9 protein-coding genes are annotated in these 16,904 nt (G+C 62.7%); 7 read left to right on the forward strand and 2 right to left on the reverse strand.

Annotation, left to right across the window (positions count from 1 at the left end; genetic code table 11):
* Nucleotides 1–182: 182 nt before the first annotated feature.
* Nucleotides 183–785: an arsenate reductase/protein-tyrosine-phosphatase family protein gene (locus tag ACU6WY_RS02090; RefSeq protein ID WP_483820829.1), complete on the reverse strand. Its 603-nt coding sequence runs from the start codon at nucleotides 783–785 to the stop codon at nucleotides 183–185.
* Nucleotides 782–2,206: a tyrosine-protein kinase domain-containing protein gene (locus ACU6WY_RS02095; protein WP_483820830.1), complete on the reverse strand. Its 1,425-nt coding sequence runs from the start codon at nucleotides 2,204–2,206 to the stop codon at nucleotides 782–784. Before ACU6WY_RS02095 ends, ACU6WY_RS02090 begins: the two co-directional genes overlap by 4 nt.
* Before the next feature lie 157 nt (nucleotides 2,207–2,363).
* Between ACU6WY_RS02095 and ACU6WY_RS02100 the strand changes: the two genes are divergently transcribed.
* The 7 genes from ACU6WY_RS02100 (at nucleotide 2,364) to ACU6WY_RS02130 (ending at nucleotide 16,803) form a co-directional block, all read left to right on the forward strand.
* Nucleotides 2,364–3,656: a hypothetical protein gene (locus ACU6WY_RS02100; RefSeq protein ID WP_483820831.1), complete on the forward strand. Its 1,293-nt coding sequence runs from the start codon at nucleotides 2,364–2,366 to the stop codon at nucleotides 3,654–3,656.
* A gap of 623 nt (nucleotides 3,657–4,279) precedes the next feature.
* Nucleotides 4,280–11,251: a CBM96 family carbohydrate-binding protein gene (locus ACU6WY_RS02105; RefSeq protein ID WP_483820832.1), complete on the forward strand. Its 6,972-nt coding sequence runs from the start codon at nucleotides 4,280–4,282 to the stop codon at nucleotides 11,249–11,251.
* 156 nt (nucleotides 11,252–11,407) lie between these two features.
* Nucleotides 11,408–12,517 (forward strand): glycosyltransferase family protein, encoded by a 1,110-nt coding sequence (locus ACU6WY_RS02110; protein WP_483820833.1) that lies wholly within the window; start codon nucleotides 11,408–11,410, stop codon nucleotides 12,515–12,517.
* 62 nt (nucleotides 12,518–12,579) lie between these two features.
* On the forward strand, nucleotides 12,580–13,302 hold the full coding sequence (locus tag ACU6WY_RS02115; RefSeq protein ID WP_483820834.1) for a WecB/TagA/CpsF family glycosyltransferase: 723 nt from the start codon (nucleotides 12,580–12,582) through the stop codon (nucleotides 13,300–13,302).
* Nucleotides 13,277–14,182: a glycosyltransferase family 2 protein gene (locus ACU6WY_RS02120; RefSeq protein WP_483820835.1), complete on the forward strand. Its 906-nt coding sequence runs from the start codon at nucleotides 13,277–13,279 to the stop codon at nucleotides 14,180–14,182. Before ACU6WY_RS02115 ends, ACU6WY_RS02120 begins: the two co-directional genes overlap by 26 nt.
* Nucleotides 14,183–14,223: 41 nt before the next feature.
* Complete coding sequence (locus ACU6WY_RS02125; protein ID WP_483820836.1) at nucleotides 14,224–15,414, forward strand: hypothetical protein; 1,191 nt, start codon at nucleotides 14,224–14,226, stop codon at nucleotides 15,412–15,414.
* 21 nt (nucleotides 15,415–15,435) lie between these two features.
* Nucleotides 15,436–16,803, forward strand: a complete 1,368-nt coding sequence (locus ACU6WY_RS02130; protein WP_483820837.1) for an O-antigen ligase family protein — start codon at nucleotides 15,436–15,438, stop codon at nucleotides 16,801–16,803.
* The last annotated feature ends 101 nt before the right edge of the window (nucleotides 16,804–16,904 follow it).

The raw sequence follows: 16,904 nt of genomic DNA on the forward strand, positions 1-16,904 counted from the left end.
GACAGCGGCCGGGCGGTGGTGTCCCCGTGATTGCTGAAGGCGGTGGTATAGGCAGGTTCGTCCCGGTGCGATGTTCGGTTCTTCTTGCCGAGGTCTGCGCCGGAGCAAGCGCGGCTCAGGGTTCTTTTGACAGCGCCCCGGGCCCGGGAGCCCTCCTAGGGGAGTCTTGGCAGCTGTCGCGTCTAATTCTGTGCGACGCGGGTCGACGCCAGGAGATACTCCGACGCTCGAACAGCTGCAGGAACCAGCTCGTCGAAAGATCGACGGTAGGTCTCGTCGGACTGTCGATACGGATCGATCACATCGAACTCCGACGCATTCTCGGGGGGAGGGACCGTGCCCCGCAGGGATGCGGCCAAGGCGACGGCGATACGCATCCTCTCCGCGGGCGTCCCCGCGCCTTCAGATGCGAGCGCGTTCGACAGACCCGGTTCTGCGGCGTCTGCGACACGCGCAAACTCTCTCAGGGTGAACACCCTCCTCATCGCCGAGGGCAGCATCTCAACGAGGCGACGGCGATGATCGCGGGTCATTCCGATGATGAGATCGGCTTGGCGAATCATCTCGATGTCGATTTGCCGCGCGACATGGTGTGAAACATCGAGACCGTGCTCCCGGGCGAGCATCTGCGTCGGGTCGGGTGCCCCACTTCCGACAAGAGCACCGAGCCCAGCGCTCTCCACGACGATGCCAACCTCTCGCGAGAAGGCCCGCGAAATAACCAGCTCTGCGATGGGGGAGCGGCAGATGTTGCCGGTGCAAACTGAAAGAACGGTGAAGGTCATTCAGCTTTCCTCGGTCTGCGTGAACGCGATTCGGTCTCCGGCGTCTGAGCCGGTTCATCCAACGCCGAAGTGTAGGAATATGCCCCGTAGCTGTAGCTGTCCGGACCCTTGGTGGGCAACATCGTCACGATAACGCCAAATATGCGGCTCCCGATCGCGTTGAGCTTCTCCAAGGCGGCCGCCAACTGGGGCCTCTTCGTGCTCCCCGACGCCGCCACGATCAGTACGCCGCTGGTGAATCTCGACACGACGGCCGCGTCCGTCACCAGAAGCAGCGGCGGGGTGTCAACGAGGACATAGTCAAACGCGCCGGCCAGAGCCTCCAACGTGCGTTGCATCGCCTGGCTGCCCAGGAGCTCTGATGGGTTGGGCGGCGTCTTGCCGGAGGTGAGTACGAACAACTTCCCCGTGCCCCACTGCTGCAGAACGTCGGCGAGTTCCGCACGCCCAATCAGCACGTCCGTGAGCCCCACGCCACCCTCGAGTCCCATGTAGTCGGCAACGCGCGGCAATCGGAGGTCTCCATCGACGAGAGCGACGCGTGCACCCGTCTCGGCCAGAGTGATAGCGAGATTCGCGGTGGTCGTTGACTTGCCTTCGCCTGGTCCCGCGCTCGTAACGACGAAGGAACGAGAGGTGCCATCGACATCGATGAATTGCAGGTTTGTGCGCAGACTCCGGAACGACTCCGCACGGGGACTGCGTGGATCCGCATGGACGATCAGTGGGCGCTTCTTCGCATCTGGGTCGAGCGTGATACCACCAAGCACCGGCGCCTGGGTGGCATGTTCGATGTCGTGGAGCGAATGAATGCGGGTGTCCAAGACTGATCGCAGGACAGCGAAGGTGACACCGACGCCCAGACCGATGAGAAATCCCAGAACGGTGTTCAGCGTGGTGTGTGGGGACGCCGGCGAAGCGGGGACAAGTGCTGGTTCGATTGTTTCAATCCGGACCAGGCTCGCTGCGTCACCCTCCGGTTTCTCCAGGCTATTCGTTACCACATCGGCGAAATTTGTCCCCACCGAGTTGGCGATGGAAGCGGCGGTCTCCGGATTCGTGTTCGACACGCTTATCGAGATGATGACGGAGTTCGTCGGAGATGACGCTTCCACCCATCGCGCGAGCTGTTGCGGCGTCGTATCAAGATTCAGATCGTCGATCACTCGATCGAGAACGATGGCGCTGTCCACGACGTCAACGAAGCTGACGACGGCCTGGCGGGCAAATGTGGTGCCCTGTGCCAAATCGCTCACGACGGAGCTGTCAGAGCGGACGGACACGTAAAGTTGGGTGTTGGCCTGGTAGGTGGGCGTCTGCAGAAGAGAGTACCCGTAAGCTCCCGCTCCGCCGAGGATCGAGAGGGCTACGATGAGGATCCAGTTACGGTGCAGGATCCGGAGATAGGTGCTCAGTTCCACGCCTCATCCATTCGCCAATCGAAGGAACCGGTCACCCGGCGGATTGCGATGAACATCGAAGGACCCACCTGCTCATGCATCCGCGCCTCGCATGGCGCCCTTTCATCAGCCTACGACATTCGCGGAACTGTTCCGGAAGCGGCGCAGAGGAGACTCCATGTCCGAGCTCGAGCGGCTCTTCGAACCCTCTGAAGATGCTTGGAAGACTCCGAAGTTGAATGATCCGGGCTCAGGGGCGGCTCGCTCGTTACGTGAGCGAGTCGGCGCCGATGGGGCGGATCCCGACCAGATGCACAATGCTCGCCTACCCCACAGTGCGCCCGACGTCCCAGCCTCCACTTCAACGGGTGTGGGCTTGCGGACCTCGGACAGCGGGGAGCTTTCGGCGGGAGTGTCCGAGCCTTCGGTTGATCTCTTGGCTCTCGTCGGGTCCGCGGGCGGGCGATCTGACTATTCCGGTTGGGGAACGCCCGAGTTGGCGAGAGCGGGGCAGCGCCCTTCATCCCCCCGCCAGAAGCTCGATGCGGTCAACCACCTGAGTGTCGCCGTCGCGGTTCTCGCCATTTTGATGCTGGTGGGCGCGGGAGCATTTGCGTTCATTCAGCGCTCGTTCGCAAATCCAGCCGATGAAGCGATGGTCAGCCTCGGGGAGCGCGAGGCGGAGCTGGCGAACGAGACGAAGCAGGCGCAGATCGCTTCTGAACTTTACGTCGCATCGCGGGAAGAAGCCGCAGCGTCTGCAATAGCTGCGGCGGACGTGCTCGCGCGTCTCGACGGGAGGATCGAGGCCGCCCCGCTGAATGCAGCACGCGCAGCGCATACAGCCCTTGAACAAGCGGCCTCCCAGCCGGTGGATGTGTCCGTGCCTGCATACACCCGCGCTGCGATCGACGAGGAGTCTCTCGAGCAGGTCGCCCACGCGATCGATGCGGTGCGTCGATTCCGGGACTCGCTCGGCGAGCGGGTTGCCGACGTACGGGATGCTCGGTCGGTTGTGATCGCTGCACGCGCTGCATTCGATAAGTCGCTGGGCGATGTCGAGGCGGCGCTCGGTGCGGTCGCGCTGGCCCAACTGGCCGCCGAAACCGCCGCTGACGTTGCCTTGCGTGACGCCGTTTCCACATCGATGAGCCGTTTGCGAGACGTACGGGGTGCGGGCGGCGACGGGCTAGTGGAGATAGGCGACCTCGTTTCCGCTCTCGATGCCCTTGCAGAGGAAAACGAGCGTGCGCTTGCCGAACAGCGCGAGGTCACCGAGCGACCGACTCCAGTTCCCGCCGTTCCCCGATACAGCCTGCCCGACGGCTCGGGATCGGTCGGCCCATCACAGGCCGCGACGCCGGAGGCGACATCACCCTCCGCCGAGCCTGCCCCGCAGCCTGAGCCCTCTCCGTCGAGCTCCAGCCCGGGTGACGTAGGGATCAGCCCGGGCGACGTGGAGGCAGGATGACACGTATCCCTTGACGGTGTTGGCTGTCTCTGATGGTTCCGGTCGTCGCGGCCCGACAATGTGCATTCAGCGTTGCCGCGCGGCAGGGTCCACCTGATGACAACAGCACAAGATGCTGGGGCTGGCGGCGGCCTCTGCCCTCCAAGACGCGACCTGGTCGTGAAGCAGGTCGTCCAATCGACTTGACGCACCAGGCTCGCCCGCTCGCAAATTGCCGGGAACTGGGCCTGACTGCAGACGCCCGGGGCGGGGTGCGGCGCGTGGCTGACGCGACACAATCAGGAAACCCGACCATCGGAGCACGTCACAGCCTTCCCTGGCATCGGGCACTAGCGGGCCAGTGCTGAGCGAGCCCCGGTATGTCCGGACTGCCAACCGCGCGTCCCGATTACCACACCTGCGGTCCGCCCGCGCTGACGCTGCCGAGAGGAACTGAGGGTGGCGCTGCGAGGGTATATAGCCAAGAATCTAGGTGCAGCCTGGAACGACGTCCTTGGGATGAGTACGACCAGCCGTGTGCCCATCTACGCCCCCCGGAGATGAATGCTCGCTTGGATACTTCCTCTACCCCGGAAATCTGCCGCTGCGCGATCGTATTTCTTCCCCACGGAGGAGGGTGACCGTTGAGCGCTGTTGCACGTACCAATTCCGCCGACTTTCCGGACAGAGTTCGGCGGGTTGTCGTCCGCGTTCTTTCCTTTGCGGTAGCGATGTGTATCGCTGCAGCGGTTTCCGTTGTGAGTTCGCCCGCAGCATCGGCGGCGGGCGCCGTCACGGCTCCACACCCGCGACTTGTCGAGACGGAGGCGAAGTTCCAGTCTCTTCGGCAAGAGATCAAGTCGGGTGAGGCGGCTTCAGTTTTCGCGGCTCTAAAGCGCCGAGCGGATGAACTCCTCGGCAGCAGTCGTCTGACGTACAAGAAAGACGACGGCGTCCGGTTGACCGAGGTGCCGCAGGCGCTCGTCGAGCGCAGCTACACGCTGGCGTTGACGTGGCGGCTGACCGACGATCCCCGCTATATCGAACGGCTCTGGACCGATGTGAGTGACGTCGCAGCCTTCCCTGACTGGAACCCTGATCATTTCCTCGACACCGCCGAAATTGCCCACGGTAGCGCCATTGCGTTGGACTGGGGCTATTCGTACTGGACGTCGGCGCGCCGTTCCACCATCGAGCGAGCGATCGTCGACAAGGGCCTGAAGCCAGCGTTGCCGGTGTATGCCGCCCCCGCTGACTCCTCCGGACCCTATCGCTACGGAGGGAACTGGTCGGTCGACACCAACAACTGGAACATCGTGAGCAACTCCGGAATGATCCTCGGAGCCCTGGCCGCCGCAAGCGCCAACCCCACGGTCACGAATGACGTGTTGTCGAAAGCCGTACAGAGCTTGAAGGTAGGCGTATCGGGCTTCGGGGAGTCCGGTGGCTACCCCGAAGGGCTCCTCTACTGGGGATACGCAACGCAGAATCTCATCCCCGCGGTTAAGAGTCTCCAGATCGCCACGGGCTCCGATCAGGGCGTCGTCACCGATGGTCTGCGAGCGTCGGGGTTCTTCCCGTTGCACTTGACTGCGCCCAGCGGCAACGTGTTCAACTTCGGCGATTCAGACCAGGCTCCCGCCGCTGGTTCGAACTATCTCGCACTCGCTGACCTGACGAACGACGCCGTCGTTCGTCAGGCTGGCGTGTCATCGCCAATGACCGGCCCACTGGCCATGCGACTGCTCTGGCTGGATTCCTCTTCCGCTCGATCGACGCCAACCGCTGGCGGGACAAAGTTGGACGGCACGTTCGAGACGGCGGCGGTTGCGACGTTCCGTTCGTCCTGGAGCGATCCGGAAGCAACGTACGTGGCTTTCAAGACGGGCAATGTGGCGACAGGACACCACAGCACCGACGCCGGATCATTCATGTTGGACATGCTCGGGCAGACCTGGGGGGCGCAGCTCGGGCGGGACGATTACACCCTTCCGGGATACTTCGATCAGTCAGAAACGGGTCGATGGTCGTATTACCGAACTCGGGCCGAGGGCCAGAACACGCTTGTCGTCGATCCGTTTAGCCCGTTCGCTGCAGACACACGCGCCGCAGCGTCAGCTCCAATCGTGATGTCCTCACCAGATCGCGCCTTCGCTGTGGCGGATCTCTCGTCGGTGTACCCCGATCGAGTAACGACCTGGAAGCGTGGTGTCCAGCTATTCGACAGTCGCCGTCAAGTGCTCGTCCAAGATGAGCTCTCCAGTCCTACGGCGCGCGAGATGCTCTGGTCGATGCACACGCATGCCAGTGTGGGGATCGCAGCCGACGGGCGATCGGCGGTGCTGGCACAGGACGGAAAGCGAATTCGCGCACGCATCCTCGCACCATCGGACGCGACCTTCGGCGACCTGCCCGCCGAACCGCTGCCGACTTCTCCGGCTCCTAGTCAGGGTGCGAATAGCGACGTGCGAACTCTCAGTATTTCGCTCGGGCCAAGGGCCGACGCGACGATTGCGGTGCAGTTCACACCGCTCGAATCTCCCTCGGATGCGGAGACAGAGTCGCCCGCGACCGTTCCGCTGCATCAATGGGAGGTGCCCTCGGAAGCGCCCGTCTTGTCGGGTCTCTCCGTCGACGGTGCGGCTCTTCCCGATTTTCGTGCGGATGTGACGGAGTACCGGACGCAGGCGGACCCGGGGGCGGACATTCCGGTGGTGGCAGCGACGGCCGCCTCGGGAGTGTCTGTCAGCGTGGATCAGAGCGGGTCCATCCCCGGGCGTGCCCGTGTCACAGCTACCGGGAGCGACGGCACCATTCAGCGCTATTCGATCATGTTTGATCCGGGGCCAGTTGCCGTTGTCGGGGCGTGGGCGTCTCGAACGACAGCGGGGACGCCGATGAGCACGGTCGATGAGGACCGGAGCACGTACTGGTCGACCTGGATGGAGAACTCCATCACGTGGCAGCTGGTCGGTAACCGTGATGTGAGAGGGCTGGAGTTGGATTGGAGAGCGAATTCCCGCCTGGTTACGCACTTTAGGGTTCAGACTTCCACTGACGCTGTGACCTGGACCACGCGGTACGAGGGTGCTTATCGAGGGCCGTCCGGGCCCCAACTGGTGGATCTCGGCACCGGATCGCCAGCGCGGTTCGTCCGGGTAACGGGGCGGGGCGCGGGTGATTCGGATCCGTGGACCGCGATCAACGAAGTCCGCATCCTCGCCTTCAACAGCGGTTCGAACGCAACGACGCCGGGAAGCACGCCAAACACGGCCGCTATCGGAGGCGTTCCCGCGTCGATGACGCGTGATGAAACGGCAAAGGCCTCCGTGGTGGCTCGTCGGAATGACGGAAGCGTCCTGCCCGCCAGTGGCTACAGTTTGCGCGTTGTCACGAGTGACCCAACAGTTCTGTCGGTCGATGCCACCGGCGGTCTTACGGCGGTGAGCGCCGGAGAGGCGGTTGTCGGTGCCGTGGTCACGGTCAATCGTGTGTCGACCTTCGCCCGTGCTCGAACGGTGTCGGTGTCGGATCCGACGCGGTTGCGGGTGTTCGCGTCGGGGGATTCGTATGTGCAGGGTGGTGGGTCTGCGGGGTCGAATTTTGGGTCGTTGACGAATGTGTTGGTGAAGGGGTCTGCGGATCCGGCGTATGCGCGGTTGGGGTATTTCTCGTTTGATCTGTCGGGGGTGAAGGGTCAGGTTGAGTCGGCGGTGTTGTCGATGAGTGCGTCGGTGACGGAGTCGTCGGATTCGGTGGTGCGGTTGGATGTGAAGTCTGTGGCGGGTTCGTGGGCGGAGAACTCGGTGACGTTCAATAACAAGCCGGGGTTCGGGTCGACGGTGGCGTCGATGAATGTGGATCGGACGGCGGGGTATCGGGCGGCGGATTTGACGCAGCATGTGCGTTCGCAGGTCGATTCGGGTCAGCGTTCTCTGTCGTTGGGGGTGACGCAGGACAGTGCGCCTCAGCTGGTGACGAACATCCAGTCGAGAGAGTCAGGCAACCGTCCGTATATAGACCTCATTCTGAAACCGCCGGCGTTGGGAGTGTCGAGTGCGGTGGCGACGCGGACGACGTCGGGGTCTCCGGCAGCGACGTTCGATGGGAATCCGGATACGGTGTGGGCCACTTCGGGGGATCAGTCGATCACGTGGACGTTGTCGGCGGCGAAGCCGGTGAAGTCTGTGCGGATCGATTGGGTGGCCAACAGTCGGAAGAACACGAAGTTCGAGGTGCAGACCTCCGTTGATGGGGTGTCGTGGGCGACGCAGTATGACGGCGCGTTCGCGGGGGATTCGGGGTGGCAGACGGTGGTGTTGGCCGCGGCGCCGTCGGGGAAATATGTGCGGGTTGTCGGTCATGGGGATTTGGGAGATCCGACGACGTCGATCCGGGATGTCGAGTTTTACAACTACGACATCACGCGTGAGGTGCCGGCCGTGCCGCCAGGGGTTTTGCGGAACATTGATGTTGCGGCCGTGCCGGAGTTGAATTTGGGTGAGAATGCGACGTTGGCGGTGACGGCGTATTCGACTACGGACGCGGAGCTGCCCCGCGATGAGGTTGCTTTCGTGTTCCGTTCCGGTGATGCGTCGGTTGCTTCGGTGGATGCCAATGGTGTGGTTTCGGCTCTGAAGGTGGGGGCGACGCGGATCACGGTTTCGGCGACGTTCAACGGCGTTGTCGTCGATAACTCGGTGTCGGTGTCGGTGTCGGATCCGACGCGGTTGCGGGTGTTCGCGTCGGGGGATTCGTATGTGCAGGGTGGTGGGTCTGCGGGGTCGAATTTTGGGTCGTTGACGAATGTGTTGGTGAAGGGGTCTGCGGATCCGGCGTATGCGCGGTTGGGGTATTTCTCGTTTGATCTGTCGGGGGTGAAGGGTCAGGTTGAGTCGGCGGTGTTGTCGATGAGTGCGTCGGTGACGGAGTCGTCGGATTCGGTGGTGCGGTTGGATGTGAAGTCTGTGGCGGGTTCGTGGGCGGAGAACTCGGTGACGTTCAATAACAAGCCGGGGTTCGGGTCGACGGTGGCGTCGATGAATGTGGATCGGACGGCGGGGTATCGGGCGGCGGATTTGACGCAGCATGTGCGTTCGCAGGTCGATTCGGGTCAGCGTTCTCTGTCGTTGGGGGTGACGCAGGACAGTGCGCCTCAGCTGGTGACGAACATCCAGTCGAGAGAGTCAGGCAACCGTCCGTATATAGACCTCATTCTGAAACCGCCGGCGTTGGGAGTGTCGAGTGCGGTGGCGACGCGGACGACGTCGGGGTCTCCGGCAGCGACGTTCGATGGGAATCCGGATACGGTGTGGGCCACTTCGGGGGATCAGTCGATCACGTGGACGTTGTCGGCGGCGAAGCCGGTGAAGTCTGTGCGGATCGATTGGGTGGCCAACAGTCGGAAGAACACGAAGTTCGAGGTGCAGACCTCCGTTGATGGGGTGTCGTGGGCGACGCAGTATGACGGCGCGTTCGCGGGGGATTCGGGGTGGCAGACGGTGGTGTTGGCCGCGGCGCCGTCGGGGAAATATGTGCGGGTTGTCGGTCATGGGGATTTGGGAGATCCGACGACGTCGATCCGGGATGTCGAGTTTTACAACTACGACATCACGCGTGAGGTGCCGGCCGTGCCGCCAGGGGTTTTGCGGAACATTGATGTTGCGGCCGTGCCGGAGTTGAATTTGGGTGAGAATGCGACGTTGGCGGTGACGGCGTATTCGACTACGGACGCGGAGCTGCCCCGCGATGAGGTTGCTTTCGTGTTCCGTTCCGGTGATGCGTCGGTTGCTTCGGTGGATGCCAATGGTGTGGTTTCGGCTCTGAAGGTGGGGGCGACGCGGATCACGGTTTCGGCGACGTTCAACGGCGTTGTCGTCGATAACTCGGTGTCGGTGTCGGTGTCGGATCCGACGCGGTTGCGGGTGTTCGCGTCGGGGGATTCGTATGTGCAGGGTGGTGGGTCTGCGGGGTCGAATTTTGGGTCGTTGACGAATGTGTTGGTGAAGGGGTCTGCGGATCCGGCGTATGCGCGGTTGGGGTATTTCTCGTTTGATCTGTCGGGGGTGAAGGGTCAGGTTGAGTCGGCGGTGTTGTCGATGAGTGCGTCGGTGACGGAGTCGTCGGATTCGGTGGTGCGGTTGGATGTGAAGTCTGTGGCGGGTTCGTGGGCGGAGAACTCGGTGACGTTCAATAACAAGCCGGGGTTCGGGTCGACGGTGGCGTCGATGAATGTGGATCGGACGGCGGGGTATCGGGCGGCGGATTTGACGCAGCATGTGCGTTCGCAGGTCGATTCGGGTCAGCGTTCTCTGTCGTTGGGGGTGACGCAGGACAGTGCGCCTCAGCTGGTGACGAACATCCAGTCGAGAGAGTCAGGCAACCGTCCGTATATAGACCTCATTCTGAAACCGCCGGCGTTGGGAGTGTCGAGTGCGGTGGCGACGCGGACGACGTCGGGGTCTCCGGCAGCGACGTTCGATGGGAATCCGGATACGGTGTGGGCCACTTCGGGGGATCAGTCGATCACGTGGACGTTGTCGGCGGCGAAGCCGGTGAAGTCTGTGCGGATCGATTGGGTGGCCAACAGTCGGAAGAACACGAAGTTCGAGGTGCAGACCTCCGTTGATGGGGTGTCGTGGGCGACGCAGTATGACGGCGCGTTCGCGGGGGATTCGGGGTGGCAGACGGTGGTGTTGGCCGCGGCGCCGTCGGGGAAATATGTGCGGGTTGTCGGTCATGGGGATTTGGGAGATCCGACGACGTCGATCCGGGATGTCGAGTTTTACAACTACGACATCACGCGTGAGGTGCCGGCCGTGCCGCCAGGGGTTTTGCGGAACATTGATGTTGCGGCCGTGCCGGAGTTGAATTTGGGTGAGAATGCGACGTTGGCGGTGACGGCGTATTCGACTACGGACGCGGAGCTGCCCCGCGATGAGGTTGCTTTCGTGTTCCGTTCCGGTGATGCGTCGGTTGCTTCGGTGGATGCCAATGGTGTGGTTTCGGCTCTGAAGGTGGGGGCGACGCGGATCACGGTTTCGGCGACGTTCAACGGCGTTGTCGTCGATAACTCGGTGTCGGTGTCGGTGTCGGATCCGACGCGGTTGCGGGTGTTCGCGTCGGGGGATTCGTATGTGCAGGGTGGTGGGTCTGCGGGGTCGAATTTTGGGTCGTTGACGAATGTGTTGGTGAAGGGGTCTGCGGATCCGGCGTATGCGCGGTTGGGGTATTTCTCGTTTGATCTGTCGGGGGTGAAGGGTCAGGTTGAGTCGGCGGTGTTGTCGATGAGTGCGTCGGTGACGGAGTCGTCGGATTCGGTGGTGCGGTTGGATGTGAAGTCTGTGGCGGGTTCGTGGGCGGAGAACTCGGTGACGTTCAATAACAAGCCGGGGTTCGGGTCGACGGTGGCGTCGATGAATGTGGATCGGACGGCGGGGTATCGGGCGGCGGATTTGACGCAGCATGTGCGTTCGCAGGTCGATTCGGGTCAGCGTTCTCTGTCGTTGGGGGTGACGCAGGACAGTGCGCCTCAGCTGGTGACGAACATCCAGTCGAGAGAGTCAGGCAACCGTCCGTATATAGACCTCATTCTGAAACCTGAGAGCACGCCGTGAGGCGCTACGCTCTCCGAAGGCGCTGATGCCACACGTTCGGCTTTGTCAGCTCTCTGCTGGTGAGGCAGGATCCCAGCCCGTCGATGTCTGCTGACAGTCAGCCAGGCGACACGGGAAGATACTCGGAAGGCTCACATGCAGGGTGCGAAATCGGAAGTGCGTGCGTTCGTCGTCGGTGATTCGATTAGATCCAACTCGCTGGGGCGTCTGCTGAGCATGGCCATCTCAGCCGACGCAGTGTTCGAGGAGGTCGTCGTACTCGCGTACGACGATGGGACGGCGTGGTCGGGTTCGGTTCAGTTCGACTTCGACGTGGCACCCTTCTCGCGGGCCGATATCCCTGGCATCGCCGAGCGCATCCGCCGCAGCGCCCAAGACACAGCGACTCTCCTGTGGATATCGAAGGGTGCGGACCCGGTCGGTCGTCTAGCTGAGGCGCTTCAGGGGACCCCCGGGCTCACTGTCGTCGCGGATTTCGACGACAACGACATCGCGATCATGAAGAGCTTCCGTTCACAGTCGCTGAAGAACGCGATCAAGATGCATCCCCTCCGCCGCAAGCATCCCGGACGGTTGAGGCGTGCTCAAGCGAGACTTGCACGCTTCGCCGATGCTCTTACCTTCTCGAATTCGATCCTGGCCCAGGCGTATAGGGAACGACTTGATGCCTCCGCCAAACCTTGGACCATCGTCCCCCATTCACGCCTTCTCCGCCCGACCGATAAACCAGAACGCCGTGCGCGCTCGGGGGGCCTCGTCCTCGGCTTCCTAGGGACCGTGCGCCCACACAAAGGGGCGGCGGAGATCGTCGAGCTGATGCGCCAGAATAGGGGGTCTACGGTGGTGTCGTTCCGTCAAGAGTGGGAGCCCCCCGGCGACTGTGCGGCTCAGTGGCGCACCTTCCCGCCGAACACGCCGCTAGCCGATCTCTACGACCAGATCGATTTCCTCGTCCTGCCCATGGACAGAGAAGACGAAGCGTCGCTTCATCAGCTTCCCGCGAAGCTCGTTGACGCCGCCGTGAACGGGTGTCCGGTTGCAGCGACGCCTACACCTCCGATCATCGAGTTCGCTGGCTCGGCCGTATTGGCTATCGAATCGTGGGAGGACGCCGTCAAGGTCTACCACTCACTCCAGTCCGCCGACGTTCACGCGCTCTCCCTGGCGATCGCTGGGTCATACGACGACTTCTTCTCGCCGACGGCCACCGGGAGCGCGATCGCGCGAATGGTCGGCGCGGGCGCGAACGGCGAGGTCCGGCAATGATGCGTGATGTGCAACTAGGGACAGTTGCCGCGAGGGTCACTCCCCTGCGTGCCGCTGAGGTCGTGAACCTGTACTTGGAAGTACCTGTTGATCAAGCGACTTTGGTGCTCAATCACAACCTGCACAGCCTTTATCTGTTCCACAGTCTCCGCTGGTTCCGTGACTTCTACTCCCGCGCCAGCGTCGTTGTCATCGATGGCTGGCCGGTACTTAAGCTCCTTCAGTTGAGCGGTAACGGGGAGTATGACCACACGTACCGGATTGGGTCAACGGATTGGCTGGACACCTTGGTCCGCACTCCTATTCCTGAGGAATTCCGTGTGTTCGTGCTTGGTGGTACGCCCGAAACCGTCCATCGCGCGTGTGCGACCCTTCAGTCCGGCCCTGCGAATATCGTCGCTGGCGGTCGTAGCGGATATTTTGACATGGGGGCCGATTCCGCCGAAGTGCTCGATGAAATTCGCGCGTTTCGCCCGCAGCTCTTGCTCGTGGGGATGGGCATGCCACGTCAGGAACGGTTCATTCAAGAGAATTTCGACGCGTTACCCGCCTCGTACGTCGCTACGGTCGGCGGAGCAATTGACTATCTTGCGGGCGCGCAACGTCTTGCCCCGCGATGGTTCGGGCGGTTCGGCCTCGAGTGGCTGTGGCGGCTGGGGAACGACCCGCGTCGGCTTTGGCGCCGCTATCTCATCGAGCCCATGAAGCTTGTCGCGATCGTCACCGCGAACCGATCACTGAAGCGGGGTGCATGGGGTGATGTCGCAGCCGATGGAACACGTTGATGTGGTCATCCCGACCATGGGGCGCCCCTCGTTGCGCGCCGCAATCGAAAGTGTGCGTGCGCAGACCGGAGTGAGGGTCCGGCTCCACGTCATTCTGGATGATCCTGCTGCAATGGCCGGCGTACGGGAGTTCCTGCTCGACGACGAGCTGATCGTGACATCCGGGCGGACGGGTGGTGCGAACGCACGCAACGTCGGCCTACGGGCCTCCAGTGGCCGCTGGGTCGCCTACCTGGACGACGATGACTGGTGGGAGGCGGACAAGCTCTCCACTCAACTTGCGGCCATGGAAGCGCAGGGGGCAGGCGTCGGGCTGTGCGGCGCTGTCTTTCATGAGACGGGGGGAGGCACGCGTCTACTTCCCCGCTCGTCTCCAGCAGGGATGGCTTTCGCTGACTATATTGTTGCGCGCCCGGATCTGACGTTTGGACGCAGTCTCGTCCAATCCAGCTGTCTCGTCGTGGACCGCTCTCGCGCCGCTGATGTGGAGTGGGATGCCACAATGCCTAAGCACCAGGACTGGGACTACGCGCTCCGCCTCGTTCGATCTGGTGCAAAGATTGGGTTCACTCCGCGGCCTCTGGTGCATATCCAGCAGGGCTCTTCTGGCTCGATCTCGAATCTCCGCGCCTGGGAAGCGAGTCGTGTGTGGTTCGAGCGCCACTCGGATGCGATGTCTGCGCGCGGCCGGGGCGACTTCATCGCGAGTCACGTGTTGCGCAGTGCTTTGGCGAGCCGAAGCAGGGCGGGAGTTCGGTATTCTCTCTCGCACCTGATGCGAAGTCGGCCGCACGTGGCCGCAGTAGTCGCAGGGCTGAGCGGAGTAAAAGACGCCTTGACCCCCGGACCCGCGTCCGCCGAAGACCGCCAAGCGCGTTGAGATCCTCGGGCGGTCTGAGCCCAGCTCGGCTCAGCGGTTTTTTGCTGGTCCCCATCCTCAGCGCTGTTGCGCCGCTGATCGTCCTCCCGGTGATCACGGGGTCGTTCGGCGGCGAGGCTTGGGCTGCGGTAGCCGTCGCACAGTCGGTCGGCAGTGCCGCCGCGGTCATCGTTGAGCTGGGGTGGGGGCTGAACGGACCTCAGCGGGTGGCCAGGGCAAGCGGCCGGGCGCGATCGCAGCTATACGCGCTATCGCTGGTCACCAAGACAGTGGTGCTGATTCCGCTGATCGTCCCCGTGGTGATTGTTGTCCCCCTTCTCGCCCCAACCCAGATCGGCAACGCCCAGATTGTTGCCGTCGGCTATCTGATCACCGGTCTTTCACCGGTGTGGTTCTTCATCGGCGAGGGACGTCCGATGCGGATCCTGTTGTTCGATGCGGCGCCGCGACTTGTTGCGGCGATCATCCCGGCAGTCCTCATCGTTTCCCTCGGCTTTGGGCTCGAGGCCTACGCCGTCGGGCTCCTGGTTGGCGGACTGGTCCCGCCGATGATCGGCCTGTATACGTCGCGGGCCCGCTGGAGATTCATCCGCCACTACGGCCTTCGGAGACTTGCTCGCGTTCTCCAGTCTCAACGGGCGGCACTAGGCGGACGAGCAGCAAGCGCTCTTTACATCGCTCTTCCCATCACCCTCGTCGGTATCGTGGCGCCAGCGTCTCTCGTGTTGTTCTCCGCAGTTGAGCGCATGATGCGGCTCGGTCTCGCCGTACTCGCGAGTGTGCCGAATAGTCTGCAGTCGTGGGTCGGCGCGCCCCCCGCGACTGCTCACACTGAGCGGCGACGACGAGTGCACCTCGCACTCGGATTCAATGCCGGTCTCGGGCTGATCGCTGGTCTGGGTTTCACCCTCATCGCGCCCACAGCCTCGCGCATCCTGTTCTCGGGAACCGCCGATGTTGATTTCTCCGTTGCAGCGCTCGCGGGGCTGGTCATCTTCATCACCTGTACGTCCCGCGCGACGGGAGGGCTTGGGCTGGTGGCTTACCGCCGGATTCCATCGATCGCCGTCAGTGCGGTAACCGGGGCCTGTGTCGGTGTTCCTGCAATCCTTTTGCTCGCGGCGGTGGGGGGTGCAGCCGGCGCGTTCGCAGGTGAGATCTTGGCAGAATCGTGTGTCCTCGTCGTACAGGTGACTGCGCTCGTGCGCGCCGGCGTGTTCCGGCGATCTTGAGGGCGGGGTACATTCGATTCGATGAACCTTTCGAGGCGTGAAGCGTTGAGGAACGCCCTTTGGGCGGTCGTTCCTGCCATGCTGACGGTGATCGCGGTGGTCTTCCCGACCGCGGCCCTCATCCCAGTCGGCATCCTCGCCGCGTTGTACATCTTCACGCGCCCGCGTGATGAGGTCCGCGGCTCAGGGGTCGGCATGAGCCTCGTTGTGCTGGCATTCATCGGTAGCAACTCTGCCCCGTCTACCCTCAGGGCAGTTGCCGTCGTGGTCGCAATTCTCGTCACCGCGGTTGCCGCTATGCTCGCCGAACGCCGCCAGATTAAGCAGGGGGCTGCTGTCGTTGCTCTTCTCGCCTACATCGGCTATTCGGCCTTTATCAGTGTCGCGACCCTGTCCTCGAGCGTTGAAACGATCTTTCTCGCGGTCGGAGCGGTGGTGGCCATCGCGCTAGTGACCAGGAAGTTCACGTCAGGCGACTTTGTAGCGATGGCCAGATGGGTGGTCGTCGGAGCAGTTGTTCAGGTGTTTATCGCCTTTGCCGAACTGTTCGTCCTTACGGAGCCGATTTGGGGGTTTCGGAATTTGACGACGGCGGGTGTGCCGGTGTTGAGGTATAATCCGTTCCTTTCGGACAGTGTGCTACGCACGCAGGGAACATTCGGTCATCCGATCCCTTTTGCTCTCTTCCTCCTCTTCACCCTCTTCGTGTGTCTGGCGCCAGTACTGAGGGGGCACCGATTTCTACGCGTCACCGGAATCAGCGCTGCCCTGGTCGGTCTCTTCCTATCTGGTACGCGCAGTGCAGCCTTAGCCGGCCTCATAGCGCTGATCTACTTCCTCCTCTCAAGTAGGGGATTTGGAGCAAAGACGCGCAACCTAGTCCTGATCGGTGTCGTGATCGCGGCAGTCCTGATCGGAGACTTTGGTGTGCGGGCAGTCATCTTCGACCTGCTGACATCGGATTCTCTAGCGCACCGCGTCGACGGATGGACGCTAGCGACGGGTTTGCTCGGGCGTGGGGCTACCACGGTCGTTTTGGGAAGCGGGCTGAATTCGGAGGTTGCCACCTTTGCAGACGGTTACCTGCAGCAGGACGGCTTCAACGTGATCGACAACCAGTGGCTCACACTGTTCGTGACCACGGGACTCATTGGTCTTGCCCTGTTCCTCTTCGCCGTTGTGGCCGGGTGGCTGCGAGCTGGGCGCTCTGGTCGAGCGTTGCTCTTGGCGATCGCCGTCATGTTCTTTTCGTTCGACGTGACCACGTGGCCCACGGCGTTCGTGCTCCTCGCCTTTGCGGTTGCACTCCCAAGAGACGCGACCCTTCCTCCGAGGAACGATGTAAATGCTGCGGTACGTCCAGATGCCGGGGTTTCCGTCGTCGTTTGACGCAAGAATCTCTTCATCGCGCGCATTCTGACGCTCTGGACTCGGTGCGTCGCGCTCCCGCTCGTGAGCACGAGCTGCACCTCCACGGTGTGACCGGTGGG

It is taken from the genome of Microbacterium sp. ZW3a (assembly GCF_057167165.1).

Bases quoted from the DNA above. Each gene is read 5' to 3' on its own strand.
- ACU6WY_RS02120 (WP_483820835.1), top strand. From the start codon at position 13,277: ATGTCGCAGCCGATGGAACACGTTGATGTGGTCATCCCGACCATGGGG.
- ACU6WY_RS02090 (WP_483820829.1), bottom strand. From the start codon at position 785: ATGACCTTCACCGTTCTTTCAGTTTGCACCGGCAACATCTGCCGCTCC.
- ACU6WY_RS02130 (WP_483820837.1), top strand. From the start codon at position 15,436: ATGAACCTTTCGAGGCGTGAAGCGTTGAGGAACGCCCTTTGGGCGGTC.
- ACU6WY_RS02100 (WP_483820831.1), top strand. From the start codon at position 2,364: ATGTCCGAGCTCGAGCGGCTCTTCGAACCCTCTGAAGATGCTTGGAAG.